Source organism: Caballeronia udeis (assembly GCF_001544555.2).
Classification (GTDB): Bacteria; Pseudomonadota; Gammaproteobacteria; order Burkholderiales; family Burkholderiaceae; genus Caballeronia; species Caballeronia udeis.
Map to the genome: position 1 here is coordinate 213,097 of NZ_FCOK02000004.1, position 25,417 is coordinate 238,513.

21 protein-coding genes are annotated in these 25,417 nt (G+C 61.1%); 9 read left to right on the forward strand and 12 right to left on the reverse strand.

Annotation, left to right across the window (positions count from 1 at the left end; genetic code table 11):
* Positions 1-20: 20 nt before the first annotated feature.
* The 3 genes from nirD to AWB69_RS05230 are packed head-to-tail and all read right to left on the reverse strand — an operon-like array spanning position 21 to position 4,282.
* Entirely contained in the window at positions 21-368 is a 348-nt protein-coding gene (gene nirD / locus AWB69_RS05220) for a nitrite reductase small subunit NirD (RefSeq protein WP_062082856.1), read from the reverse strand.
* A gap of 31 nt (positions 369-399) precedes the next feature.
* The gene (gene nirB / locus AWB69_RS05225; protein ID WP_062082858.1) at positions 400-2,940 is read right to left on the reverse strand and encodes a nitrite reductase large subunit NirB; all 2,541 of its coding nucleotides are present in this window, start codon (positions 2,938-2,940) and stop codon (positions 400-402) included.
* 13 nt (positions 2,941-2,953) lie between these two features.
* Complete coding sequence (locus tag AWB69_RS05230; RefSeq protein WP_062082860.1) at positions 2,954-4,282, reverse strand: MFS transporter; 1,329 nt, start codon at positions 4,280-4,282, stop codon at positions 2,954-2,956.
* 729 nt (positions 4,283-5,011) lie between these two features.
* On the opposite strand from AWB69_RS05230, the gene cobA reads away from it, so the two are divergent.
* The 5 genes from cobA to AWB69_RS05255 all read left to right on the forward strand — a co-directional run bounded on the left by cobA (position 5,012) and on the right by AWB69_RS05255 (position 11,086).
* The gene (cobA, locus tag AWB69_RS05235) at positions 5,012-5,824 is read left to right on the forward strand and encodes a uroporphyrinogen-III C-methyltransferase (protein WP_062082984.1); all 813 of its coding nucleotides are present in this window, start codon (positions 5,012-5,014) and stop codon (positions 5,822-5,824) included.
* A gap of 109 nt (positions 5,825-5,933) precedes the next feature.
* Positions 5,934-6,509, forward strand: coding sequence for an ANTAR domain-containing response regulator (locus tag AWB69_RS05240; RefSeq protein WP_062082862.1), 576 nt, complete (start codon positions 5,934-5,936; stop codon positions 6,507-6,509).
* A gap of 10 nt (positions 6,510-6,519) precedes the next feature.
* A complete protein-coding gene (locus tag AWB69_RS05245) occupies positions 6,520-7,671 on the forward strand; it encodes a CmpA/NrtA family ABC transporter substrate-binding protein (RefSeq protein WP_062082864.1) in 1,152 nt (383 codons plus the stop codon).
* 313 nt (positions 7,672-7,984) lie between these two features.
* A complete protein-coding gene (locus tag AWB69_RS05250; RefSeq protein ID WP_062082867.1) occupies positions 7,985-9,295 on the forward strand; it encodes a YihY/virulence factor BrkB family protein in 1,311 nt (436 codons plus the stop codon).
* Between the two features lie 615 nt (positions 9,296-9,910).
* Positions 9,911-11,086, forward strand: a complete 1,176-nt coding sequence (locus AWB69_RS05255; protein ID WP_062082869.1) for a porin — start codon at positions 9,911-9,913, stop codon at positions 11,084-11,086.
* Between the two features lie 291 nt (positions 11,087-11,377).
* Here AWB69_RS05255 and AWB69_RS05260 read toward each other — a convergent pair whose 3' ends face one another.
* From AWB69_RS05260 to AWB69_RS05295, 8 genes are all read right to left on the reverse strand, one after another.
* Positions 11,378-12,247, reverse strand: coding sequence for a proteasome-type protease (locus tag AWB69_RS05260; RefSeq protein ID WP_062082870.1), 870 nt, complete (start codon positions 12,245-12,247; stop codon positions 11,378-11,380).
* Between the two features lie 241 nt (positions 12,248-12,488).
* The gene (locus AWB69_RS05265) at positions 12,489-13,283 is read right to left on the reverse strand and encodes a transglutaminase family protein (RefSeq protein WP_062082873.1); all 795 of its coding nucleotides are present in this window, start codon (positions 13,281-13,283) and stop codon (positions 12,489-12,491) included.
* Between the two features lie 34 nt (positions 13,284-13,317).
* Positions 13,318-14,271, reverse strand: a complete 954-nt coding sequence (locus AWB69_RS05270; RefSeq protein WP_062082985.1) for an alpha-E domain-containing protein — start codon at positions 14,269-14,271, stop codon at positions 13,318-13,320.
* Between the two features lie 82 nt (positions 14,272-14,353).
* A complete protein-coding gene (locus AWB69_RS05275) occupies positions 14,354-15,760 on the reverse strand; it encodes a circularly permuted type 2 ATP-grasp protein (RefSeq protein ID WP_062082875.1) in 1,407 nt (468 codons plus the stop codon).
* 325 nt (positions 15,761-16,085) lie between these two features.
* Positions 16,086-17,615: an efflux transporter outer membrane subunit gene (locus AWB69_RS05280; protein WP_062082876.1), complete on the reverse strand. Its 1,530-nt coding sequence runs from the start codon at positions 17,613-17,615 to the stop codon at positions 16,086-16,088.
* Between the two features lies 1 nt (position 17,616).
* The gene (locus AWB69_RS05285) at positions 17,617-19,185 is read right to left on the reverse strand and encodes a DHA2 family efflux MFS transporter permease subunit (RefSeq protein WP_062082878.1); all 1,569 of its coding nucleotides are present in this window, start codon (positions 19,183-19,185) and stop codon (positions 17,617-17,619) included.
* The gene (locus AWB69_RS05290) at positions 19,182-20,369 is read right to left on the reverse strand and encodes an HlyD family secretion protein (protein ID WP_062082880.1); all 1,188 of its coding nucleotides are present in this window, start codon (positions 20,367-20,369) and stop codon (positions 19,182-19,184) included. The genes AWB69_RS05285 and AWB69_RS05290 overlap by 4 nt, the downstream gene beginning before the upstream one ends.
* A 471-nt stretch (positions 20,370-20,840) precedes the next feature.
* Complete coding sequence (locus AWB69_RS05295; RefSeq protein WP_062082883.1) at positions 20,841-21,323, reverse strand: HU family DNA-binding protein; 483 nt, start codon at positions 21,321-21,323, stop codon at positions 20,841-20,843.
* Between the two features lie 986 nt (positions 21,324-22,309).
* On the opposite strand from AWB69_RS05295, the gene AWB69_RS47480 reads away from it, so the two are divergent.
* The 4 genes from AWB69_RS47480 to AWB69_RS45455 all read left to right on the forward strand — a co-directional run bounded on the left by AWB69_RS47480 (position 22,310) and on the right by AWB69_RS45455 (position 24,283).
* Positions 22,310-22,591: a hypothetical protein gene (locus AWB69_RS47480; RefSeq protein WP_156528741.1), complete on the forward strand. Its 282-nt coding sequence runs from the start codon at positions 22,310-22,312 to the stop codon at positions 22,589-22,591.
* A 169-nt stretch (positions 22,592-22,760) separates the two neighbouring features.
* A complete protein-coding gene (locus AWB69_RS05305; protein ID WP_031363616.1) occupies positions 22,761-23,384 on the forward strand; it encodes a LysE family translocator in 624 nt (207 codons plus the stop codon).
* A gap of 335 nt (positions 23,385-23,719) precedes the next feature.
* Positions 23,720-23,884, forward strand: a complete 165-nt coding sequence (locus tag AWB69_RS47485) for a hypothetical protein (RefSeq protein ID WP_156528742.1) — start codon at positions 23,720-23,722, stop codon at positions 23,882-23,884.
* Positions 23,885-24,121: 237 nt separating this feature from the next.
* Complete coding sequence (locus tag AWB69_RS45455; protein WP_031363615.1) at positions 24,122-24,283, forward strand: DUF1328 family protein; 162 nt, start codon at positions 24,122-24,124, stop codon at positions 24,281-24,283.
* A 131-nt stretch (positions 24,284-24,414) separates the two neighbouring features.
* On the opposite strand, the gene AWB69_RS05310 is transcribed toward AWB69_RS45455, so the two are convergent.
* Positions 24,415-25,335 carry an Ig-like domain-containing protein gene (locus AWB69_RS05310; RefSeq protein WP_062082886.1) on the reverse strand — a complete coding sequence of 307 codons (921 nt, stop codon included), beginning with the start codon at positions 25,333-25,335 and terminating at the stop codon, positions 24,415-24,417.
* Between the last annotated feature and the right edge of the window lie 82 nt (positions 25,336-25,417).

The following is a 25,417-nucleotide window of genomic DNA, read 5'->3' on the forward strand; positions in this document are numbered from 1 at the left end:
CTTGAATGCGCTTGACAAGGTCATACCGCGACCCACACCTGCCCGTCCTCCACACGCGCGGCAAAGGCGTTGACCGAATTCGCCGGTATCTCGAGGCATTCGCCCGTGCGAAGGTCGTAGTGATGCTTGAAGATCGGTGATGCCACCACAATGCGCTCGCCCAGACTGCCGATCAGTCCGCGCGACAGTACCGACGCCTGTGAGCCCGGGTCAAAGTTATCGATCGCGAACACGCTCGGGGTTTCATCGGCGAGATGAAACACCGCAACCTGCGCACCGTTGACGAGCGCGCAAACGCCGGTGTTCGGCACGATGTCGTCGAGCGGGCACACGAGCGCCCAGGTTAGGGGAATTCGATCGATGTTCATGATGACGTCCTCGGTGTGGGTGATGTGCGCTTCAAACCGTCTCGACAACCACGGGAATATCAATGCACTTCAGTTGCCGTTCAATGGGCGTCGCGGGGCGGATCTGGCCACGCTCCTCGACAAAACTCACGTTCGCGTCCGCTTCGTCGCTGTTCACGAAATGGCGGAAGCGCTTGCGCGTGTCCGGATCGTTGACGGCCTTTTTCCATTCGCATTCGTAGGTGTCGACCACATGTTGCATCTCTGCTTCGAGTTCCGCGGCAAGCTGAAGCTTGTCGTGCACGACGACGTCGACCAGGTATTCAAGTCCGCCTTCCAGGTTGTCGCGCCACACGCTGGTGCGCTGCAGCCTGTCCGCCGTACGGATGTAGAACATCAGGAAACGGTCGATGTACTGGATCAGCGTTGCACGATCGAGATCCGATGCAAGCAGCTCGGCGTGACGCGGTTTCATGCCGCCGTTGCCGCATACGTAGAGATTCCAGCCCTTCTCTGTCGCAATGACGCCGATGTCCTTGCCTTGCGCCTCGGCACATTCGCGCGTGCAGCCGGAGACGCCGAACTTGATCTTGTGGGGCGTGCGCAGACCCTTGTAGCGGTTCTCTATGTCGATCGCGAGACCGACCGAGTCGCCCACGCCATAGCGGCACCAGGTCGAACCCACGCATGACTTCACGGTACGCACGGACTTGCCGTAGGCGTGACCTGATTCGAAGCCGGCAGCAATCAACTCTTCCCAGATCAGCGGCAATTGTTCAACCCGTGCGCCGAACAAGTCGACACGTGCCCCGCCTGTCACTTTGGTGTACAGGCCGTACTTCTTTGCGACCTGTCCCACCGCGATCAATCCGTCGGGCGTGACCTCGCCACCCGGCATCCGGGGAACAACGGAATAGGTGCCGTCGCGCTGAATGTTCGCAAGGTAGTAATCGTTCGAATCCTGCAGGCTTGCATGCTCTTTCTTCAGCACGAACTCGTTCCAGCACGAGGCAAGAATCCCGGCGACTGCCGGCTTGCAGATATCGCAGCCAAGACCGTGGCCATGCTTCGCGAGCAATGCACCGAACGTCTCGATGCGCTCCACGCGCACCATGTGATAGAGCTCCTGACGCGAGTACGGGAAGTGCTCGCAGAGGTGGTTGTTGACCGCGAACCCTTGCTTTTTCATCTCGGCCTTCATGACCTGCGTAACCAGCGCCACGCAGCCGCCGCACGAACTGCCGGCCTTGGTCGCGGACCTCAACGCGCCAATGCTGGTGGCGCCCGCGCACACCGCTTCGCATATCCGGCCTTTCGACACGTTGTTGCACGAACAGATCTGCGCGGCTTCGGGCAGCGCCTCGACACCGAGGCCCGGCTTCTGCTTGCCGTCGGAGGAAGGGAGGATCAGGAATTCCGGTGCATCCGGCAACGCGATGCGATTCAGCATCATCTGCAACAGCGTGCCGTATTCGCCTGCGTCACCGACCATCACGCCGCCGAGCAAATACTTGCCGCACTCGGACACCACCAGCTTCTTGTAGACCTGCTTGCGTTCGTCGCTGAACTGGTAGGCACGGCTGCCCGGCGTCTTGCCATGTGCGTCGCCAATACTCGCCACGTCCACGCCCATCAGCTTCAACTTCGTGCTCATGTCCGCGCCGGTGAAACCAGCCAGCTCACCCAGCAACTGCTTTGCGACGACACGCGCCATGTCGTAACCCGGCGCGACCAATCCGAAGACCTGCCCGTTCCAGAGTGCGCATTCGCCGATCGCGTAGATATCGGCGTCGCTCGTGCGGCAGGAGTCGTCGATCACAATGCCGCCGCGCGCACCGACCTCAAGGCCGCTGATCCGCGCAATCTCGTCACGCGGACGGATGCCGGCGGAGAACACGATCATGTCGGTGTCGAGATGCGTTGCGTCCGCAAACTCCATTCGGTGCGTGCCGTCCTCGCCATCGACTATGGCAACCGTGTTCTTCTGCGTATGAACTGTCACGCCCAGCTCTTCAATCTTGCTGCGCAACACGCGCGCGCCGCTGTCGTCGACCTGCACGGCCATCAGGCGCGGCGCGAACTCGACCACGTGCGTCTGCAGGCCCATGTCGCGCAGCGCCTTGGCGCACTCAAGCCCGAGCAGTCCGCCGCCCACGACCGTGCCCGTCTTCGAGCGCGCGCCGCATTCCTTCATCGCTTCGAGGTCTTCGATAGTGCGGTACACGAAGCAGTCGCGACGCTCATTGCCCGCAACCGGCGGCACGAACGGATAAGAGCCGGTAGCGAGCACCAGTTTGTCGTACGCCAGCACCTCGCCGGTCGACACAGTGACGGTATGCGCCGCGCGATCGACCGACACAGCCTTCGCATTGAGTTCGAGCCGCACGTTTTGACGCTCGAAGAATCCTGGCTCGACCAGCGACAGGTCCTGCGCCGTTTTGCCCGAGAAGAATTCCGACAGATGCACGCGGTCGTAAGCCGGCCGCGGTTCCTCGCATAGCACGGTGATATCGAGTCCATGCGATGTTTTCTCAGCAAGGCATTCGAGGAGTTTATGGCCGACCATGCCATGGCCGATGACGACGATTTTCATGATCAGGACGCTCTCAATTGGCAATGCTGTTGTTGATACCCAATGCATCTGCACGCAGCGCGTCTTCGCGTTCCTTGTGCTCGGAACTGAAGCGCACCGCGAGTGCGCACAACGCGGACAACGTGACCAGCACGCCGAGCATGGCGAGCGTCTGCTGGACACTGCCGAAGCCCTTCATCAGGAAGCCGGCCGCCACCGCGCCCACGTTGCCGCCCGCGCCGATAATCCCGGCCACGCCGCCGAGCGCCTTGCGGTCGATGAACGGCACGAGCGCGTAGGTCGCGCCACACGCCATATGCGTGAACAGGCCGAAGCTCAGCATCGCGACCACGGCGAGCGCCGCGCTGTCCGCATGCGAGAACCAGAGGAGGCCGAGCCCTTCGCCTGCGATCAGCGCGAACAGCAAGGTGGAGCGAACGCCAAGGCCGCGACGTGCAGCAGCCTTGTCCGAGAGCCAGCCGCCGAGCGCGCGGGCAAACAGGGCGAGCAGTCCAAAGCTGCCGGCAGCGACACCGGCGGCTTTCAGCGAGAGATGGAAGTGATCGACGTAATAGATCGCGGCAATGTTGTGGATGAACACCTCGACGCCAAAGCAAGCCGCATAGGTGACGAACAGCATCCACACGCGGTAGTTTGCGCAGGCTGTGCGAAAGCTCGCCCAGCCGCCCTTCTTGCCCCCGTCGATAGTGATGCCCTCTGCGCGCAACTGCGTGAAGTTGCCTTGCGGGCAGTCCTGTGTGAAGCGCCAGTAGAACCAGGCCATGACCGGCATCGCCAACCCGGGAACCACCAGCGCGAGGCGCCATGCGGATGCGTCTCCAGCGCCGAGCGCAAGCATGCCCGCGAGCAGCAGCGGCACCAGCATTTGCGCCGCGCCGGCGCCGGCGTTGCCCCAGCCCGCGCTGGTCGCGTTAGCCGTGCCGACCACGTTCGGCGCGAACATCACCGATGTGTGGTACTGCGTAATAACGAAGCTCGCGCCCACCGCGCCAATGCCAAGGCGGCACAGCAGGAAGCTTTCGTACCCGCCCGAGAGCGCGGCGCCGAACACGGGAAGCGCGCCGATCAGCAGCAGTCCCGTATACACCTTGCGCGGACCGTAGCGGTCGCACATCGGGCCAATGATGAGCCTGACCAGGATCGTCGCGGCAACGGCGGCGATGTTGATATTTGCAACCTGATCGATGGACAGGCCGAACTCGCGCTTGATCAACGGCATCAATGGCGCGCAGGCAAACCACGCAAAGAAGCAGACAAAGAACGCCATCCACGTGAGGTGGAAAGCACGCATCGGCGCCGTGCGCAGGCTGAATAGATCGATCCGGGTTGCTTTGTCTGCCATTGTCTTTCCACAAAACAAAAAGGCGTCCCGTGAACCCAGTTAATGACTGAGTCCAGGGGACGCCGTTGTCCAAAAAGCCCGTCATGGGCTGCTACTGAAACCTTGCGATGAAACTGGACCGCCGTTGATCCATGGACGCTCGAAATGCAAGGCCTATGCCATGAATGCCAACGGCATGTCCGGCGGGCGTTTGCGGCCGGCAGCACATTTTCGGCTCGTTGCAGGCGACACATTTTGATGCAGCGCCGCACAGTCACGGTGCGACGCAGCACTGTCCGCGTGCGGATGGGGCGACACCTGGCGCGTGCTGACCAATCCAGTGCACGCAGTCGAAAAGGGCTTCGTTCATGTTGTCGTGCATGAGAGGCGTGGCTTCGCGAGAGCGCTCGTGTTGCTGTGGCCATGGCTCGTCGCCGGGCGCGCGAGAACCCCATTCGTCTGGCCTGGATATTGCCTATGTCTTGCTGTGCGCGGCAACGATGTCGGGCGCTTAAATAACACAGTCTTATCGATTGAATGCCGGCGGTATCGGCTACTCCGGACTACACCGGCGACTCAGGACAACGGCGTCCCTTCGTGCAAGAGCACGAGCGGATGCCGTTTTTTCGTTGGGGCGCCGTGTTGTCGCGCCGTGCGGCTCATTATGGTCTTCGCTCTTTCAAGCAACGCGGCGGCGGTTGCGCTTCTCAAGCGTGGTCAGGCGCAATCAAGCCGCCAAAGGACATCACGATGACAACTGGCAAGGTCACTTTGCTTAGCGCCGGTCCCGGCGACCTGGACCTGCTCACGATCAAAGCCGCCAAAGCACTCGCGGCCGCGGATATCGTGCTGCTGGACGATCTCGTCAATCCCGCGATCGTGTCGCTTGCACCTCACGCACGCGTGATCCGTGTGGGCAAGCGCGGCGGCTGCAAGTCAACACCGCAAGCCTTCATCCAGCGGCTGATGCAACGTTATGCGGGTAAGGGCCTGCACGTGGTCCGCGTGAAGGGTGGCGACGCGCTGCTGTTCGGACGGGCGGGCGAAGAGCTCACGGCACTCAGGCACGCGCAGATTCCGGTGGAGATCATCAACGGCATTTCGTCGGGCTTTGCGGCGGCGGCAAGTCTCGGGATATCGCTCACGCATCGTGAGCATTGCCAGGGAGTGACCTTTGTTACGGCGCACAAGCAGGATCACGGCGAACCCAACTGGGCCGCACTCGCGGCGACCGGCACGACGCTCGCGATCTACATGGGCATGACGCGCATCGAAAGCCTCTGCCAGGCATTGCTCTCGGCGCTGCCGGCGTCCACCCCTGCCGCCGTGGTTCAGTGGGCAGGGACAACATCCGAGCGGCGCTGGCTTGGACCACTGGACCGCCTGGCTATCGACGCCGTGAAGGAAGGCCTGGAAAGCCCGGCCGTGATCCTCGTTGGCAATGCTGTTGGCGAAGCGGTAGATTGGGTGACTCACCATGAGAGGCGCGCTGTTGCCGGGGACGCGCATGCCGCCTTCAACGCGTGGCAAGACATCGCCGGCACGGTGCAGCATGCAGCCTGACCGGCGCAAATCGCGTCAAGCGCAAGCGGCCATTATCGGGCGCGCGGATCGGCCGCCGGTGAGCATTGCCGCTGGCTGTCCATGTATGCAATACCCCGGCGCCTGACCCATGCTTCGTGTGCTCCTGGTCACCGATACCGACAAACCCATTGGCGATCTTCGCCAGGCGCTCGCACGCCTGGGCTACGACATGCTGGCCGAGGTGGCGACCCCTGCCGCATTGCCGAAGGTGGTGGAAGAGCAGCGCCCGGATGTGGTCATCATCGACACTGAATCACCCTCACGCGATACGCTCGAACAGCTCGCCGTGATGAACGAAACCGCGCCGCGCCCGGTCCTGATGTTCAGCAATGATGCCGACCAGAAACTGATTCACGCGGCGGTCAGCGCGGGCGTGAGCGCGTATCTTGTCGAAGGGCTGGAGGCAGCGCGGCTTGCACCCATTCTCGAAGTCGCTCTCGCGCGTTTTGCACGCGAGGAGCAATTGCGCAAGCGGCTCGCTGAAGCCGAGAACGAACTGGCGGACCGCAAGCTGATCGACCGGGCCAAACGCCTGCTGATGGAGCGGCGCAAACTATCCGAACCGGAGGCGTACGCCATGCTGCGCAAGCGCGCGATGGACCAGGGAATGAAGCTTGCCGAGGTCGCGCGCCAGTTGGTGTCGATGGCCGATTTATTAGGGTAGCCCGCACAACATGAACACGCCGAAAGCCGCTTTGAACCACGCCTCAGATCAACCCGAGAAGACCCACATCCGCCTTGGTTTCGTGGCGTTGAGCGACGCCGCTCCGCTCGCGGTTGCGAAGATCCTCGAGTTCGGCCACAGCCACGGCCTGACGCTCGAGCTGTGCCGGCAGCCTTCGTGGGCAGCCGTGCGCGACAAGCTTTTATCCGGCGAGATCGACGCGGCGCACGCGCTTTATGGCCTCGTGTATGGCGTGCAACTGGGTATTGGCGGACCGCAGGGCGACATGGCCGTGCTGATGGTGCTGAACCGCAATGGCCAGGCAATCACGCTGTCGAACCGGCTGGCCGTTGCGTTTAACGAAAGTGGCAATTTGAAGGAGGCGCTCGCGTCGCTCGGCCGTCCCCCGGTCTTCGCACAGACCTTTCCGACCGGCACACATGCGATGTGGTTGTACTACTGGCTCGCGGCTCTTGGCGTGCATCCGCTGCGCGACATTCGCAGCATTGTGATTCCGCCGCCGCAAATGGTCGATGCATTGGCCGAGGGCCAGCTCGACGGATTCTGTGTCGGCGAGCCGTGGAATGCGGTTGCCGAGGCGCGTCACGCGGGCAGGACCGTCGCTGTCACGAGCGAGATCTGGCCGGACCACCCTGAAAAGGTGCTCGCCAGCCGGCGCGATTTTGTCGCGCTCTACCCGAACACGGCCCGCGCGCTGGTCCAGACCATGCTCGAGGCGTGCCGGTGGCTCGACAGCCCCGCGCATCGCGCCGACATCTCGACGTGGCTCGCGGCGCCCGAGCTGACCGGCGTACCGCGCGAACTGATCGCACCGCGGCTGCTTGGCGAGTATGACGCGGTGCAATTCCCTGGCCGGCCGCTCCCCGTCAGTTTCTTCGATGAAGGCGCCGTCAACTACCCGCGGGCGTCCGACGGATTGTGGTTCCTCACGCAATATCGCCGATGGGGTTTGCTGAGCGGTGACGACGACGACGCCGCGATTGCATCGGCGATCAGCCAGACAGCGTTGTACCGTGAGGCGGCTGCGCTGGCGGACGTTCGCGTCCCCGACGAAATTCGCTCGGACGTGCTGGTCGACGGGCGGACCTGGGACGGACAGGACCCGGCGGCGTATCTCAACGGCTTCGCCCTGCGCGCCTGACGCCGGCTGCAACCGCCCGGCCATGCGTAGCTGCATGACATCCTCCCTCCACCCGCTCATTCCCGCGCCGATTGGAAAACACGGCGCGCCTGAACGCGGAACACGCACCACGATTTATGACGAAACTGGGCACCAAAGACATCCGATTGGCCTATGAGCCGGCTTTCGATTGCCAGAGTACGGCGGGATGACGGATGCTTCAGGATCCCGGCACGCTGTGGTGTGACCAAAAGCGTGCGGGCCGTGGAACGCATCGTGCTTTGACGGACAAACCGTCAAGATCGTCATCACCATCATCGTTTTTGAGGTTTCCATGAGCACCTTGTCCACCGAGAAAATTCAGGCTGTGGTGAAAAAGGACGCATCCTGGGTGATGGGCGCGCTCAGGAAATTTGGCGAGGACCGCTGCGCCGCCATGGCCGCGAGCATTGCGTTCTACTCCGCATTTTCGCTGGCGCCAACGCTCGTCATGGTGATCGCGATCGCCGGCTGGGTGTTTGGAGCCGACGCGGCGCGCGGCCAGTTGTTCCATCACGTCAACGGACTGCTGGGCGATCAGGCGGCGGCAAGCGTGCAGAGCATTGTCGAGAATGCCCATCGCAGCGGCGGCACCGGGGTGGCGGCCGTGATCTCGTTCGTATTGGTGGCGGTGGGCGCATCGGCGACATTTTCATCGCTCAATACCGCGCTGAACCTGGTGTGGCCGCTGACCGGCGAGCAGAAATCGAGCGTTTTCGCGTTGGTGCGGGTGCGGCTGATCTCGTTCGGCCTGGTGCTGGGCGTGGCGTTCCTGCTGATCGTCTCGCTCGTCCTCGATACCGCCATCCAGGCCGTAGGCCAATGGCTGTGGGGCGATTCGCCGTTCGTCGTGATCGGCGACATCGCGCAACTGGTCGTTGGACTGTTGATTCTCTCGCTCGCGTTCGGCGCACTCCTGAAGTTCCTTCCCGACGGCCGGGTGGAGTGGCGGGATGCACTCGTCGGCGGGTTGGTTGCCGCCATCCTGTTTTCAGTCGGCAAGAAGCTGTTTGCGCTTTACCTGACACACGCCGGCACAGCAAATTCATTCGGCGCGGCCGGCTCGCTCGCCGTCCTGCTGATGTGGCTGTACTTCTCGGCCGCGGTGCTGCTGCTTGGCGCGGAGTTTTCAGCAGCCAGGGCTCGTTTGCACGATCCGCGCGGGGCGTGGGGCCAGCAAAGCAGCCGGGTCCCGCCGGGCAGCCGCGCCAAGATCGGCTCAATGCTGGCGGGCTCCACGGTCCCCGGAGCGGCTCGTACGGACGCCGGCAACCCCGGGACCACGAAACCCTTCACGGCCGTGCCGGGACGCACGCGGGCATCGATCGAACGGCGGGCCGAGCGCTCGCAGCATCTGACGCAGCAGGCGCGCCAACGGGTATCGGCGTTGAGTACCGCGTTGAATTTGAGCCGCAAGCTGGCCCGCGCGGAGACCGCTGCCACGCGGGTGACAGCGCAAGCCATGCTGGATTGCGGGCGCAAGGCGGTACAGGCGAACGATCTGGTGAAACGCTACCCGTGGCGCGTTGTGTTGCTGGCCGGCGGTGCAGGTTTGGTGCTCACGCTGCTTACGGGACGTGACCGGCCCTCGGGGATGGACGAATAACATTGGCAGCCCGGAGGAGATCAAGTCGCCGACCGGTGGGTTCCGCGCCAACGCATGTTCCCGTGTCAAATGCTTGTCGGTTCCATGGACTCGCAGGAATCCGTATCGACTGAACAGAACCGGACAGGACTGGAAAGCTCCGCGCCTTTGTTGCGTCCGCTGCAAAAATGGGACTGTCCGCGGGTAGAGACGTGGCGAATTCGCAACACTCCGACCGTACCAGCCGATCGCCTGCGGCACGCTCGGCTGCCGCACGTAAACCCTCGCAGCGCCATATCCGGCGCTCCTCTTGCTGGTGCAAGCCCTTCCTGCCGACGGCCTTCTGGCATATGTCGCTTATAGCCTCCAATTAGTAAAAAGCTAATATAAATCGCCTATTCGCGATGAACCAATTGCATTAAAAGGAACTTTCTGGGGGCACCTTTGTCGCGGCGCTTTCACTAGATGAATCAACGGCTAAAGCCTTGACAGGCTTGCTTTGCAAGACACCAGACGGTGGGCCATAAAGTGTCTTTTTTTTGAGACATGTTTTAATTTTTCAGTTCTTAAGTTTTGTAACGCTGCGTTATTCTCTGCGCCGGCAACAACGAATTTAATCCTCGCGTGGAGAACCTGATGAAACGTTTCGCACTGACTTCCCTTTCGCTGGCACTGCTCGGCACAGCTGGCGTGGCTCACGCGCAAAACAGCGTGACCCTGTATGGCGTGATCGATGCTGGTCTCATTTATGTCCACAACGCGAACGGCAACGAGAAGCAAGTCGGCACCTCCAACGGCAACTTGTCTGGTGACCGTTGGGGCCTGAAGGGTCAGGAAGACCTCGGCGGCGGTTTGAAGGCAATTTTCCAATTGGAAAACGGCTTTGACGTAGGCACGGGCAAGTTGAACCAAGGTGGTCGCGAATTCGGTCGTCAGGCATTCGTCGGTTTGACGTCTGACAAGCTGGGTACGGTCACCCTCGGTCGTCAATACGACCCGCTCGTCGACATGGTGCAAGGCATCACGGGTGACAACTACTGGGCGTCAATCGTCGGTACGCCGGGCGACGTCGACAACTACGACAACAGCTCGCGTGTAAATAACGCTGTGAAGTACGTGTCGCCGAACTACGCTGGCCTGCAATTCGAAGGCATGTATGGTTTCAGCAACGGCGCAGGCACGACGGGTCAAGGCCAGACGTGGAGCGGTGCAGTTGCGTATAACAACGGCCCGTTGGGCTTGGCTGCCGGTTACTACTACACGAGCAACCCGAGTGCAGGCCGTTCGGCTACGACCTGGAATAGCCCGTCGTCGGATTCGATCTTCGACAGCCCGATCAACAGCGGCTACGCGTCGGCTCACTCGATCGGCATCGCTCGTGCAGCAGCTCAGTACGCTATCGGCCCGGTAACGTTCGGCGGTTCGTACAGCAATGCGAAGTACCGTCCGGATGGTTTCTCGACGTTCACGTCGACGCAGACGTACAACATCGGCAGCGCATTCGTGAACTACCAGCTGACGCCGGCTTTCCTGATCGGCACGGGCTACACGTACGAGAAAGCCAGTGGCGACGCGGGTGCTCATTACAATCAGGTCGGCATCGGTGCGGACTACACGATCTCCAAGCGTACGGATTTCTACGCACTCGGCGCTTACCAGAAAGCAAGCGGCACGCAAGCTGTGACCACCACGAACGCTGCTGGCCAGACGGTTCGCGTAGACCAACAAGCGCAAGCATCGATCGGTTCGTTCGGCTTCGCCGGTACGAGCTCGCAAGAAATGGTCATCGTTGGTATTCGTCACAAGTTCTAAAGCCGGACCCGGCGCGCATAGTTTCACGGTTTAGCGCGCCGATTTCGACTGCGTTTCAAAAGCAGCCATCGGCTTCGCCGATGGCTGTTTTTTTATGCGCGACGTATTGGTATTGGCCGCTATGTCGCGGCGATCGATATCCCAAAGCCAAAAGCAAGAACGGCCCAATCAGCGTAAGCCGATTTGGGCCGTTCTTGTTTCGGGCTGCCTGTCTTTGCGAGCCCGTGAGCCCGTGATGGTCTTACTTCCCGCCACGCGCTTTGAACCACCTTTGCACCATCCCAACCCCGCTCAATGCTGCGATCGCCCGCTTTCCGGTTGCATCAGCGTCTGGAACGGCGGCGCCGACGTATCGGGTTCTGCGCGCAGGTCGCTGCCCGTCACGCGCGGCACGTTCGATACCGTTTCGCGCGCCCGCAGCGGCACGTTGTCGGGATCGGCCCAGGTCGGATTCGGGATCTCCCCGAAAATCTGCCGCAGCCGTTCGCCCCACGTGCGATGAATCATCTGGAAATACTGGTTGTCGTTATCGATCGTGGAGAAGCGCGTGACCCGCAACGCGTCCTTCTCATATACGAGCAGGTCGAGCGGCAATCCCACCGACAAATTGGACCGCAGCGTCGAGTCCATTGACACCAGCGCGCATTTCGCGACTTCGTCCAATGGCGTGGAGGGTGTGACCACGCGATCGATGATCGGCTTGCCGTACTTCGATTCACCAATCTGGAAATACGGACTGACCGGCGACGATTCCACGAAGTTACCCGCCGAGTAGATCATGAACAGGCGCGTATTCGCACCGCGGATCTGGCCGCCGAGAATAAAGCTGCAATTGAAGTCGACGCTGAATTCCGCGAGCGTGGCTGCGTCGCGCCGATGTACCTCGCGCACCGCATCGCCCACCAGCCGCGCCGCTTCCGCCATGGTGGCAACGTTATACAGCGTGGTTTTGTCTTCGGGCGCCGGTTCTGACAGCAGTTGCATGACCGCCTGCGTCAGCGCGAGATTACCCGCGGCGAGGAGCACGAGGACGCGGTCGCCGGGCTGTTCGAAGACCGCCATCTTGCGAGCGGCGCTCACATGGTCAACACCGGCATTCGTGCGGGTGTCGGACAGGAACACCAGTCCTTCGTCAACGCGCATTGCCACGCAATAAGTCATGCGTCCAATTCCTGAAAGAAGCAAATCCGTATTGTAATCGGGTATTCGCCCGGATCGGGCTGATTGGCGGACTTGTGGCCAGGCACCCTCGCCCGGCAAACCGCCGCCGCCCTTCATGGGGTCCGGGTGCGGCAAACCAGGCCGCGCACCTCACCTTCTAATAGTTATCGGCAGATGGGCGCGCGGCTTGAATGTCACGGCGCCGCAGGAATACGGGCGCCGCGACGCGAGCCAGCCTGTGCTACTGGTCGGCAGCCTGTACCGACACGTCCACGCTCATGCGCTCTTCCTTGCCGCCCACGCGCGAGCCGCGCACGGGCGCCGCTGCCTCATAGTCGCGCGCAACCGCGAGCCGGCAATAGCGGCCGCTGGCAAACGCCGTGTGCGTGACGTCGACCGACACCCAGCCGTCGTCGATCCAGACATCCACCCACGCGTGGCTCGCGGCATGCGGGACATCGCCCGGATCGATATAACCGCTCACGTAGCGCGCCGGCAGGCCGCGGGCACGGCAGCACGCCAGCATCAGGTGCGCGTGATCCTGGCACACCCCATTGCCGAGCTGCAGCGCCTGGGCCGCGGTACTCGTGACCTCGGTGACGCCCGCCTTGAACTGCACCTTGGCTTCGATATTCTCCGCGAGCGCAATCAGCGCCGCTGGTGAATCGAGCTTGGCCACCGAGTTCGCGAGTTCGCGGATTGCGGCGTCCGGTTCGGTGAGCGCGGTCGCGCAGGTGTAGTGCTGGAGGGGAATCCGGCCAGGACCGTCGTTGAGACGGCCGCCGTCGAGCAACGTGGTTTCCACCTGACCGGTCACGGACAGATGGATTTCCATATGCGGTTTCGTCAGCACCAGCGTATGCAACGTGTTGGCGTAGGCGTCGCGGGTGACGTCGAGCTTGCCCACGGTATCGATATTCCAGCGCCGCACCATCTGCGCCGACCCGTTGGCGGGCGTCATGCGCAGTTGCTGGATGGAGTACTGCACGGGGACGGCGTAGCGGTAGCTCGTGTGGTGACGAATGGTCAGAAGCATGATGGTTTCCAGTACGGATGCGGAACGGATGCGTTCAGGCGAGAGGCAACATGAGGAAGGTGCGCATCACGCGAACACCGAGCTCGTCGACCCGTTTCAGGAATTGCGTCAGATAGGCGTGCACCCCGGTTTCAAGTATCTGGCGGATATCCATGTACAGGACGTCCGCGCGCAGCTTGCCGGCAAAACGTTCACACTCGTTGGAGCCGTTGGTGCGCAGCTTGTCGAGTGTCGCGCACACACCATCCAGCGACGCCAGCAGCGAGCGCGGCATCTGCGAGTTGAGGATCAACAGTTCCACGACCCGCGACGGCGTCACGACATCGCGATACACCTTCCGATAGATTTCCAGCGCGGAGACCGAACTCAGGATGGAGGTCCAGTAATAGAAGTCCTCCAGTTGACGCGCGGCTTCACGCGAGTTCGGTTCGGCATCGGCGAACCGGACGTCCAGGATCCGTGCCGTGTTGTCCGCCCGTTCCAGGTACATGCCGAGCTGGATGAACCAGAAGGCGTCGTCCTGGAGCGCGGTGCCGACCATCACGCCGCGGCACAGGTTCGAGCGGTACTTGACCCATTCGAACAGGGTGTCCGGGCTTTTTTCGAGCTCGCCCGAGGCGAGTTTTTCGCCGAATTCGAGCCACGTGAAATTGATGGTCTCCCACGCTTCCGTGGTCAGGGTGCCGCGCACGGCGCGCGCGTTTTCGCGGGCCGCGTGCAGGCAGGAACTGATGCTCGACGGATTGCCGGTATCGGCGACCATGAAGTGCAGCATGTCCTCGCGAGAATCCGAGCCCGGGAAACGCTCCTCGAACCTGAATTCGAGTTCCGAAATACGCAGTACGGAGCGTTGTGCGCGGGCAGCCTGATCCGGCGTCTGCGGCAGCAGCATGCCCTTCAGGTTGATATCGAGCATGCGGGCGGTATTTTCCGCACGCTCCATGTAGCGAGCCATCCAGAAAAGGTGATCGGCTGTGCGGCTTAGCATCATGATGGCGTTCCGTTGTTGTGTGGCGCGCGCGGGCGCGGCGCTTGGAAGCGCGCCCCGTTGCGAACAATCCCGGTGGGTGTTAGTCCACCATCCAGGTGTCTTTCGTGCCGCCGCCCTGCGACGAATTCACGACCAGAGAACCCTCCTTCAACGCCACGCGAGTCAGGCCGCCAGCGGCCATCGTCACTTCTTTACCCGACAGCACGAACGGCCGCAAGTCGATGTGACGCGGCGCAATACCCGATTCCACGAAGGTCGGGCACGCGGAGAGCGCCAGCGTAGGCTGGGCGATATAACCGTCCGGCCGCGCGATCAGGCGTTCGCGGAACGCCTCGATTTCCGCTTTCGTCGATGCCGGTCCGACCAGCATGCCGTAGCCCCCGGCGCCGTGAACCTCCTTCACGACCAACTCGGGCAGATGCGCGAGCGTGTAGGCGAGATCGTCGGGCTTGCGGCACTGGAACGTCGGCACGTTGTTCAGGATCGGCGTTTCGCCGAGATAGAACTCGATCATGTCCGGGACGAACGGATAGATGGATTTATCGTCCGCTATCCCCGTGCCCATCGCATTCGCCAGCGCCACCCGGCCCGCACGATACGACGTCAGCAGCCCCGGCACGCCGAGCGCCGAGTCCGTGCGAAATGCGAGCGGGTCCATGAAGTCGTCGTCCAGCCGCCGGTAGATCACGTCGACGCGTTTCGGCCCTTGCGTCGTACGCATGAACACGTAGTTTTCATCGACGAAAAGGTCCTTGCCTTCCACCAGTTCCACACCCATTTGCTGCGCGAGGAACGAGTGCTCAAAGTACGCCGAGTTGTACATGCCGGGCGTGAGCACCACCACGTTGGGGTCGTCCACGCCCGCCGGGGCGATCGAGCGCAGCGTTTCGAGCAGCAGGTCGGGATAGTGCGCAACCGGGGCAATGCGGTTCTGCACGAACAATTCGGGGAAGAGCCGCATCATCATCTTGCGGTTCTCGAGCATGTACGACACGCCCGAGGGCACCCGCAGGTTGTCTTCCAGCACGTAGAACTCGCCCGCGTCACCCGCGCGCACCACGTCCACACCGGCGACGTGCGCGTAGACGTCGAGCGGCACGTCCACACCGTGCATCTCGGGACGGTATTGCGCGTTCGTGTACACCTGTTCGGCGGGAATCTTGCCTGCCCGGACGATGTCCTGATCGTGGTAGACGTCGCGGATGAACATGTTCAGCGCACGCACCCGCTGTCGGAGTCCGGCCTCGAGCTTGCGCCATTCGTCGCCGGGGATGATGCGCGGAATCATGTCGAAGGGAATCAGGCGCTCGGTGCCCGACAAGTCACCGTTCACGGCAAACGTGATGCCGACACGCCTGAACAGCAGATCGGCTTCCGCCCGCTTGCGTGCGATGGTTTCGGGGCTTTGAGTGGAAAGCCACCGGGAGAAACGTGCGTAGTGCGCCCGCACGGTTTCTTCGTGACGCATTTCGTCGTAGATCTGCATCTTGCGTCCTTTTTTGATCGCGGCATGGTGCCGCCTGTGCGTGGAAATGCCGGCTCGATATCGCTCTTCAAGCTGGGCCACGCCTGTCCGACGCTTCGGTAGTTTCAGTATCTACAATTAAGCAACAGGCGTGCCATTTTTTCTACTACTTGTTTTTACTCATTGTTTTGGCGGGTTAGATGGAAGTTTGCTTCAAATAAGTGCGCAGAGGGTGGCCGGTGTGATTGACAAGGCGAAAGAGACGCCCGGTTTTGGTGCGAAGGGGGAATGCTCGCCCCGGTGGACGGGGTGGGTTGGCGGCCGGAAGGTCCGTAGTCTGCTGCTATCAGCCACTTTCGCTTGTCCCCTGCCATCCGCCGCCCAGCGCCTTATATACAGCGATCAGATCCGTCGTCACGCTCACCGTCGATTGCGCCAGTTGTTGCCGCGTCCCGGCCAACTGACGCTCGGCATCGAGGACCGTGATGAAAGTCACCAAACCCCTCCGATAACTCTCGGTCGCCAGCTCCAGACTGATCCGGTTGGCCTCCACCGTGCGCGTCAACGCCTCTCGCCGGTCCTGATCCGTCCGGTACGACACCAGCGCGTTATCCACGTCCTGCAGCGCCTTGAGCACCGTCGAGCGATATTGCAACCCAGCCTCACCCGCCTGCGCTTTCGCTATCCGTACGTTCGCCCGCAACGCGCCACCCTCGAAAATTGGCAGCGAAATACTTGGCCCGACCGTCCAGAAAAGACTCGACCAGTGCGCGAGATATTTTGCCTCGAGCGCACGCGTACCCACATTACCGGTCAACGATACATCCGGGTACATCTGCGCCACTGCCACGCCAATCTCGGCGGTGGCCGCATGCAGATCACTCTCCGCACGGCGAATGTCGGGACGCCGCCGCGCCAACGTAGACGGCAAACCAATCGGCACGCCCGGCGGCACCGGCGGGACAGCGCCCGGCACTTCCAGCTCGGCATCCAGGGCCCCCGGCGCACTCCCGGTCAATACCGCGAGGCCGTTCATTGCCTGCACGATCTGCGCATCGAATTGCGGTAACTGGGCCTGCAACGACCCCACCTGCGCAGTCGCGCTCTGCACGTCGCTCTCGCTCGTCAGCCCCACGCGCGCCTGCTCACGCGTCAAATTGAGGATCTGCTGCTCCGAATCGATCTCGGCCAGCGTGATCCGCTTGAGCAGTTGCGCCCCGCGCAGTTGCGAATAAGTCCGCGCAACCTCTGCCTCAAGCGAGACCAGGGCGTCGTTGCGATTCTCTATCGCGGATTCCGTCTGCGCATTCGCCGACTCCACCGAGCGCCGCACCCGCCCGAACAAATCGAGCTCCCAGGATGCATCGAAACCATCCTGGAAGAGACTCACCGGAGCCGTCAAGGAATTCAGGGCGCCCGTCACGCCCGCACTGTTGGGCCCGAGCGCGTTGACCTTGTCGTACACACCCTGCGATTGCAGCAGGCCCTTCAAGCCCAGTTGCTCACGCTTGTAACTCGCGTTCGCGCTGACTTGAGGCAAACCCTGCGCGCCCGACACCACCGCCTGTTCACGCGCCGCCGTTATGCGCAGCACCGCACTCTGCAAATCCAGATTGCCCGCCGCCGCGCGGTCGATCAGCGAGTCCAGCGTGGCGTCGTTGAACTGCCGCCACCAGTGGGGATCGGGATCGGCGTGGGTGTCCGCGAGCGACGGCGCGCTCGCGTGGGGAAACCGCATGTCGTCAGGCGGGTTCTGCACGCGCTGCAAATCCTGCCAGTTATCCGGGGCTTTCGCGTCGGGCGGCGTGAAATTCGGACCGACGGAACACGCGCCGGCGAACATTGAAAGCAGCAAGGGAATCAAGCGTTTGCGCATCTCAATGCCCTCCTCCGCCACCCGAGGCCTTCACCGGCGAAAAGAAAAATGTGATCGGCACGAAGCACAACGCGAAGATCGCCACCGCGCCGAACACGTCAAGATAGGCGAGGATCGTCGACTGCGAGATGTACTCCTTGTACATCAGTCCGGTCGCGGTGGTCATGGCCTGCTGCATGGTCTGGCCCATGTCCATCAGCGTGTGCGTGAGACGCTGTATGGAGTCGTTGTAGTTCGGGTTCAAGGGCGTCATATGCCCGGACATGTGCGCCATGTTCGCCTGCGTCCGCTCGACGATCGAGGCAGTCGCGAGCGAAATGCCAATTGATCCCGCCACGTTGCGGAACATCGTGAACAACGCGGAAGCGTCCGCATTCTCCGATGCCTTCAGCGTCAGGTACGCCAGCGTGGTGATGGGTACGAACAGGAATGCAATGGCGATGGATTGCGAGCTTCGCATGATCGTCAGCGTCTTGAAGTCGATGTTCGGCACCAGGTGATGCGTGAAAAACAATGCGCACGCCATCAGGAAAAAACCGAAGGCGACCAGGAAGCGGGTTTGTATGATCGGCATCAGCTTGCTGACCACCGGGATGATGGCCACGATCAACATCGCACCGGGCGACAACACGAGGCCCGCGAGCGTCGCGGTATAACCGAGCTGCTGCTGGGCGAGTTGAGGCACAAGCACCGCGCTGCCATAGAGGATCGCTGCAAAACCCACCATGCACACCGAGCCCAACGCAAAATTCCGGTCCTTCAATACGCGCAGGTCGACCACCGGCTTTTTCGCGTAAAGCAGCCAGAAGATCGCGCCCACAATGCCGGTCAACGACAGAATCGCAAAGGTCGTGATGAAACCGGACTTGAACCAGTCGTCGTCCTCACCCCGGTCGAGGAACACTTGCAGGCAGCCGAGACCCAGCGTAATCAAGCCAATGCCGATGAAATCGAGGCCCAGTTCGCGGCGATCCTTTTGCTTCTCCCACGGCGGATCTTCAACAAACTCCATCACCGCAATGGTCGTAATCACGCCGATCGGCACGTTGATCAGGAACACCCAGCGCCACGTGAGGTTGTCGGTGATCCAGCCGCCGAGCGTCGGCCCGACCACCGGCGCCACCACGATCGCTATGGCCGAAATCGAGAACGCACGGCCGCGTTGCTCGGGCGCAAAGGTATCGAGAATGATCGACTGCTGGTTCGGTTGTAAGCCGCCGCCGAAGAAGCCCTGCAAGACCCGGAACACAATCAGTTGCGACAGGTTGGTGGCAAGGCCGCACAACAGCGAACAGACCGTGAACGCGGCGATGCAGATCAGGAAATATCGCTTACGTCCCAGCAGTTTCGAGAAATATGCGGAGATGGGAAGCACAATCCCGTTCGCGACAAGATACGCGGTCAGCGTCCAGGTGGCTTCGTCGTAGCTCGCGGACATAGCGCCCGAAATGTGCGGCAACGCGACGTTCACAATGGTCGTGTCGAGCACTTCCATGAACGCCGCGAGCGTGACCACGACCGCAATCAGCCAGGGATTGGACTTCGGTTTCCAGCCGGCATGATCGCTCATTTCAACATCACCTTCGGAATCACGGAGATGCCGAGCGGCAGCGGAAGATCGGGCTGCAATCCGCTATCGATAAGTATCTTCACCGGCACGCGCTGCACGATCTTCACGAAGTTGCCGGTGGCGTTCTCAGCGGGGAAAGCCGAAAAGCGCGAACCGCTGCCAAGCTGGATACTGTCCACGTGACCGTGCAGATTCAGGTTGGGATAAGCATCCACGGATACATCCACCGAGTCTCCGGGACGCATGCGCTCGAGTTGCGACTCCTTGAAGTTGGCCGTGACCCAGACGGGAGTGGTCACCAGGGAAAAAATCGAGGCGCCCGCCTGCAGGAACGTGCCGTACTGCACGTTGCGTTTGGTGACCCAGCCGTCCGCGGGTGCGCGCAGTTCCGTATAGGACAGGTTCAACGCGGCCGCTTCCACCTGTGCCTCGGCCTGTTGAACCTGTTGCCGGCGTTCTTCGACCGTGGCCTGCGCCTGGCTGATTTGCTGCGGCACGAGACTCGCGGTTTTCACTTGCGCCTGTGCCTGCGCGACGTTGGCCAGCGCGCTCTTTTGCTGGGCCGTCGCCGTGTCGATGTTTTGTTGCGATGTCGCCCGGATATCAACCGTGCGTTGCCGTTCATAAGCCGCGCGGGTTTGCACCAGGTTCGCTTGCGCGCTCTGCTCCTGAGCCTTTGCCTGTGTCAGTTGCGCCGGATATTGCACGCGGGCAATATCCAGTTGCACTTGAGCCGAGTCGAGTTGTGCCTTCGCCAGGCCGAGTTGGGCGTTCGCCTGGTCCAGTTGAGCCTGATAGTCGCGAGGATCGATCTTGATCAGCAGATCGCCTTTGTGGACGAACTTGTTGTCGCCCAGGTTCATGACCAAGACGTAACCCGACACCTTCGGTGCGATCGTCACGGCGTCGCCGTCGGTGTACGCGTCGTCGGTACTCACCTGATTGCGCGTGACGAACCACCATGCCAATCCACCGAGGATCAGGAACACCACGACGACAGCCAGGATGATCAGCGGCTTTTTACCCGGGCCGTTCTTTTGCGCGTTGGATGGATTGTTGGGCTTGTCGTTGGACCTATTGTCGTCGCCGCCTTTTCCATCGCTATCGTTTTTTCGCTTGCCGCGGTTTGAATCGTCCCCGGCTTTGTCTCCGTCATGGTCAGGTCGTTCGTCTTGATCCGGCATCAGGCCCCCCTCTCACTCATTGAAACGCGGAATGGCTCAGGCATCTGGCCACTCCCCAGGTCGCAGGTCGACAGATTGGGAATCTCTTGCTTTTGAACTTCTTTGTTCCACGCGTGCTTCGGGTCAGCGTAAGGGCAAGCTTCAAGCAAACCACGTGCCGTCGTTGTCGAGCCACTGATTAACCGCTTTCAGTTTGTTTTCAGAGGGTTATGCCCATGCCTGTGAACATTCACTGCGCCGTGCGGTATTAGCGTTGTTATTGCGCTGTCGATGGTTTGGCGCGAAAGCTGTATGGCTTCCACCCCCTTCATGCTTGCCTCAACGCCCGGTCTCGCACATCTGGTTCAGGTAAATGGCCGCGTAAAGAAGGCAAAAAAATGGCCGATTCCTTGCGGAGCCGGCCATTTTTTTTCGACTACGGTTCGCCCCTACACCTGCGCTGCCATAGTCCTTCGATGCTTTTCCGTCAGCTTACGCTGCGGCGTCCTTCAACTTCTTCAACGCACGTGCCTTGATGCGCACGCTCGCCGGCTTCGCTGCGAACCAACGGTCTTCACCCGAGAACGGATCCTTGCCGAAGCGCTTCTTCTTCGCCGGCACGACTTGCGCCGAAATCTTCAAGAGGCCCGACAGCGTGAATTCGCCTGCGCCCTTCTTGTGAACTGCGCCGAGGATGGTGTCCTCGAGTGCCGACAGGACGGCCTTCACTGCTTTCAGGTCGACGGTCGCACGGTCCGCCAGATGCGCGGCGAGCGATGCCTTCGTGAACGTGTCCTTGATCGGCGACAGCGTTGCCGTCGTCTTCACAGCTGCTTTCTTCGCCACAGTAGCCGGCGTCGATGCAGCCTTCTTGGCAGCTACCTTCTTGACGGGTGCTGCTGCAGTCTTCGTTGCAGCCTTGGGAGCAGCTTTGGTCGCAGCTTTCTTGGCGGCGGTTTTTGCGGAAGTCGGCATGTTTCTCCTACCTGTTGAGGTCAGTGTTTTTAGAATACGGTTGCGTGAATGCATCCGTATCAACGCCGGATTCTACAAGCGCCATTGAACTTCGTGCGATTCTTTTTGTGTTTCTAAGCCTTTTTTTAAGGGGTTTTCGTTACAAGCGTCAGTTTTATGGCGACATGGGTAGCTTCGCGATCAACGAAGAGTGATCCGATGCCACCCGCGCCATGCGAACTTCGATGCACATTCACCCCCGCAAGACGCTCGCCGGGATGCGTCGCGATGAGGATAAAAGCGAACAACGGACAGCGTGCTGGAAAGGTCCGAGGAGCACATGCGCGATAGAAATGCGAGAACAACCGGCGCAGCGTCGGACCGTCAACAGGCCAGACGTTGAGGGCTCATGGCAGGGTTCCCGGCATGGCCGGAGCCTCAAAACTCCGCCCCACTTGCTCGACTTGCCTGCGTCGTTCACGCGGCGCCAGCGCCGGATGCGTTGTGACAACACGCCACATCTCGCCGTCTCAATCGATATCCGCATCCAGCACGCCGCGACGTTCGTGCTTGCTGAAACCGCGTTGCCGTAGCGGCGCGCAGGGTATCGAGCTTGGGGACCGCCGAGCGCATGCAAGCCCGTCATCCGCTGTAATACAGCCAGCACATCGCGTTAAATGCGCAGGTCAGCGTTTGCATCGATAGCAGAATGCATTGTTGAGATTCGCCTAAGCCGTCAGCGGCAGTTCATCGATCACGATCAGTCTGCTGTGCACGTTCACTCAACCCGTTTCATTCTCCAGCACGCTTGGCGACATCAGGACCGCCCGGCTTCCCCAGCGTCTCGCACAACGCGCCGCCGATCAAACCCGCCGTGAAATACAGTTTCTCCATGTAGATGTCGGGCTTGGCGCGACCGATGGCATCGGGGTATTGCTAGCCGGTTTACTGAAAACCGGGCGGCCGACGAACACCAGTGTGTCGTCGACCACGATCATCTTCCGACGATGCGAGCTGTCGATATTCCGCCCAAGGATAAACACCGTGCACAGCGCTCGCGTGATCGCCTCGCGCAGCACGCGAAAATAATCAGAGCCGTCGATCAGCAAACTAAAACGATCAGCATGCCGAACGCTGTCGCAAATGCGGTCCGGTTAAAAGACGCTTCGGTGTTCATGCTGCCGCCCTGCTTGAGCGAATTCTCGAACGTGTTTTTGAACCGATCCAACCGATGCAAGAAGGCGTTGGCCAGGGAATGGATCGTGCCGATGATGCCAGGGTTCCTATGACGAATTTCAGAAGCGGCATGCCGCATTCCGCGCCACAAACCGCCCCACACCGTACAGGAAATGATTCGACTATCTGTACCGGTACTGTACAGATCACATCTCATACACTGACGCGTCCGGACTATCGATCCGATTCAGATCCTGCTCGAGCGAACACCAGGGAAACACCATGCATCTCGACACTGCCGCCCTACTGACTGCGCTTCCCGCCGCGGTGCTGTTCGCGCTCGTCACCACCATCACGCCCGGTCCGAACAACACCATGCTGCTCGCGTCGGGTGTGAACTTCGGCTTGCGCCGCACGGTGCCGCACGTGCTTGGCATCAGCGTAGGCGTCGCCATCCTGATGGTGCTGGTCGGTCTCGGCGTAGGGCAGGCCTTTGCGCGTTTCGCCTGGGCTTACACAGTGCTTGAAACGTTAAGCGTGGCGTACCTGCTGTATCTCGCATGGAAGATCGCAACGTCGTCGACCATGCAGGTTCGCGACGGCGAACGCCGGCCCATGCGGTTTATCGAAGCGGCGGCATTTCAGTGGATCAATCCGAAGGCATGGATGATGGTGCTGACGGCCGCGACCACGATCCATTTGCATTCGAGCTTTTCGCTGAACGCGGTCTTGATGGCGGTGGTGTTCATCGTCGTCGGATTGCCGTGCATCACCATGTGGGCCGCGTTCGGCACGTCCATGCGGCGGCTCCTCACGCAACCGCGCTGGCTGCGCGCCTTCAACTGGACAATGGCAACGCTGCTTGTGTTGTCGTTGTATCCGATCGTCGAGCGTGCGCTGGCGTGATGATGAAGCGCAGTGCTCACGCAGTGACGGGCGCAATGAAGTAACGCAGTGAAGTAATCAATTGTGCAATCACGGCGGCCCGCGTTGCACTGACGGCGAGCCGATTTCGCGGTCCGGTGGTTCAGAACCAGCCTATTTTTTTGTGGGCGGCGCATACTGGTCCATGCCTGCCGTCGCGCAAAATATGCAGTCTGATTGCAACTTTGGCCGTAAAAAGCGGCAAGAAATGCGCACACTCCGTTATCCCGGGGATCGACAGGCATGTACGAAGCTTGCTGCCCGATCAACTCGCGCCCTCGTTGGCGCGGCTTTGAAATCTCCCAAGGAGTTACGCCATGTCTGGAGCAAACCGCCCGTCCGGTCCCGCAACACGCAAGTCCCTCGATCTCGCCGATCAAATCGAACGCGATGAACTCGAGAACCACCTGCCGGATGCGCTAAACCACGCCGACGATGATGACCTCGACGACGAACCCGACACCGGCAAGCCCCGCCAATAACATATCATCGTCTTAACGGCGCCTCACGGCGCGTCATCCAGGCCGCACTTGTGCAACGCAGTGCGGCTTTTTTGTGCGTGGATCTTTTGCGCCCTATTTTTCTGTTTGAAGGCTCCTGGGCACGGCGGTTGCTCTGAATTCGGGCGTCGCGGCATACAGCAGCGGCACAATCAAGGGCGGCGAAGGCGTCAAGCCGGCACGCAAACCAATCCGATAATCGACCCTTTGGAGGGCTTCATGCTTCGATACGCTGTCATCTTTTTCATCATCGCGATCATTGCGGCGTTTTTCGGCTTCGGCGGAATCGCGAGTGGCGCAACCGAGATTGCGAAGATCCTGTTCTTCATCTTCATCGTGATCTTCCTGGCAACGCTGTTGCTCGGCGTATTCCGGCGATGAATCTGCAGGTTCGCGCCTCGACCGCGTCGGTCCAAGGTGCGAACCCTGATGCGTTGAACGCAAAAAGCGCGAGCATGCTCGCGCTTTTTGTTTTACGTCACGCCGCAAACTAGCGGCGCAAGCAGTTCAGTTCACCCTTGATGCATCGCTAAATCAACGCCTCGCTGAGCCAACGGTTCAACGAGTGCGCCTGAGTCAGCCATGGTGTACACGGCGCCGCCCGCTTTCGCCATGCCGTGTTGCTGCCACTCTCCTTCCACAAGACCCGCCACACGGGACTCCGGCAGATCGACCGGATCACCCGTCTTGCCGCCAGGCTTCGCCAGGTGTTTATCGTCGGGAAACAAGTCACGTTCTCCGAGATTCAAGACATCGGTGACCGAGAGCGTGAGCGTGGCGTGCGAGGAATTTGTGTCGATGCTTTCAACACCGGGGACAGGCGCCATGGTGTCAACAGTGAAAACCGCATGATTCGATGGCGAGCTATACGACCCTGCAACATTCGATGCAATCGCATACAGGTCGTGCGTACCGTCGGCCAGACCCGCGTCCGCAGTGATCCACCATTTGCCTGCGTAGTCCACCACCGCGGAGCCGATAGTCTGCTGACCGTCAAAAAGCGTGACCGTGTCGCCCGGCTTACCGGTTCCCGTTGTGCTGAGATATGACTCCGTCGTCGTGCTACCCGGAGCAATCGGCAAACCGCTACCTCCCAGGATGTACGTAATGACCGGTGGCGTCACTGCCGGCAAGTCGATAGTGACGGAAATCGGCGTGGACGAGGCGCCCCACTGGTCTTCGCCGTTTATGGAGATCGCCGTGAACTTGTGAAGACCGGCCTTGAGCGCGACAGTCGGCGTGAACAACCACAGACCATCGCTCGTCACGACGGTAGTGCCGAGCCATCGAACACCGTCGTACACGGTCACCGCGGTTCCGGCGTCAGCCGTGCCCATGATGACCGGCAACGCTTCGCCTGACGTGCCGCCGGCGCTTGCGGATCCGACGGCCGTGATGATTGCTTTCGAAGGAATGTTAGTAACAAATGCCATGTTGGCCCTCTCTTTATGGGAATCAACATGCGCGGCACCACCTGGAATCCGGCGCTCGCGCACTGATGCGAATTGAACGGCG

Bases quoted from the DNA above. Each gene is read 5' to 3' on its own strand.
- nirD (WP_062082856.1), bottom strand. From the start codon at position 368: ATGAACATCGATCGAATTCCCCTAACCTGGGCGCTCGTGTGCCCGCTC.
- nirB (WP_062082858.1), bottom strand. From the start codon at position 2,940: ATGAAAATCGTCGTCATCGGCCATGGCATGGTCGGCCATAAACTCCTC.
- AWB69_RS05230 (WP_062082860.1), bottom strand. From the start codon at position 4,282: ATGGCAGACAAAGCAACCCGGATCGATCTATTCAGCCTGCGCACGGCG.
- cobA (WP_062082984.1), top strand. From the start codon at position 5,012: ATGACAACTGGCAAGGTCACTTTGCTTAGCGCCGGTCCCGGCGACCTG.
- AWB69_RS05240 (WP_062082862.1), top strand. From the start codon at position 5,934: ATGCTTCGTGTGCTCCTGGTCACCGATACCGACAAACCCATTGGCGAT.
- AWB69_RS05245 (WP_062082864.1), top strand. From the start codon at position 6,520: ATGAACACGCCGAAAGCCGCTTTGAACCACGCCTCAGATCAACCCGAG.
- AWB69_RS05250 (WP_062082867.1), top strand. From the start codon at position 7,985: ATGAGCACCTTGTCCACCGAGAAAATTCAGGCTGTGGTGAAAAAGGAC.
- AWB69_RS05255 (WP_062082869.1), top strand. From the start codon at position 9,911: ATGAAACGTTTCGCACTGACTTCCCTTTCGCTGGCACTGCTCGGCACA.
- AWB69_RS05260 (WP_062082870.1), bottom strand. From the start codon at position 12,247: ATGACTTATTGCGTGGCAATGCGCGTTGACGAAGGACTGGTGTTCCTG.
- AWB69_RS05265 (WP_062082873.1), bottom strand. From the start codon at position 13,283: ATGCTTCTGACCATTCGTCACCACACGAGCTACCGCTACGCCGTCCCC.
- AWB69_RS05270 (WP_062082985.1), bottom strand. From the start codon at position 14,271: ATGCTAAGCCGCACAGCCGATCACCTTTTCTGGATGGCTCGCTACATG.
- AWB69_RS05275 (WP_062082875.1), bottom strand. From the start codon at position 15,760: ATGCAGATCTACGACGAAATGCGTCACGAAGAAACCGTGCGGGCGCAC.
- AWB69_RS05280 (WP_062082876.1), bottom strand. From the start codon at position 17,615: ATGCGCAAACGCTTGATTCCCTTGCTGCTTTCAATGTTCGCCGGCGCG.
- AWB69_RS05285 (WP_062082878.1), bottom strand. From the start codon at position 19,185: ATGAGCGATCATGCCGGCTGGAAACCGAAGTCCAATCCCTGGCTGATT.
- AWB69_RS05290 (WP_062082880.1), bottom strand. From the start codon at position 20,369: ATGCCGGATCAAGACGAACGACCTGACCATGACGGAGACAAAGCCGGG.
- AWB69_RS05295 (WP_062082883.1), bottom strand. From the start codon at position 21,323: ATGCCGACTTCCGCAAAAACCGCCGCCAAGAAAGCTGCGACCAAAGCT.
- AWB69_RS47480 (WP_156528741.1), top strand. From the start codon at position 22,310: ATGCGAGCTGTCGATATTCCGCCCAAGGATAAACACCGTGCACAGCGC.
- AWB69_RS05305 (WP_031363616.1), top strand. From the start codon at position 22,761: ATGCATCTCGACACTGCCGCCCTACTGACTGCGCTTCCCGCCGCGGTG.
- AWB69_RS47485 (WP_156528742.1), top strand. From the start codon at position 23,720: ATGTCTGGAGCAAACCGCCCGTCCGGTCCCGCAACACGCAAGTCCCTC.
- AWB69_RS45455 (WP_031363615.1), top strand. From the start codon at position 24,122: ATGCTTCGATACGCTGTCATCTTTTTCATCATCGCGATCATTGCGGCG.
- AWB69_RS05310 (WP_062082886.1), bottom strand. From the start codon at position 25,335: ATGGCATTTGTTACTAACATTCCTTCGAAAGCAATCATCACGGCCGTC.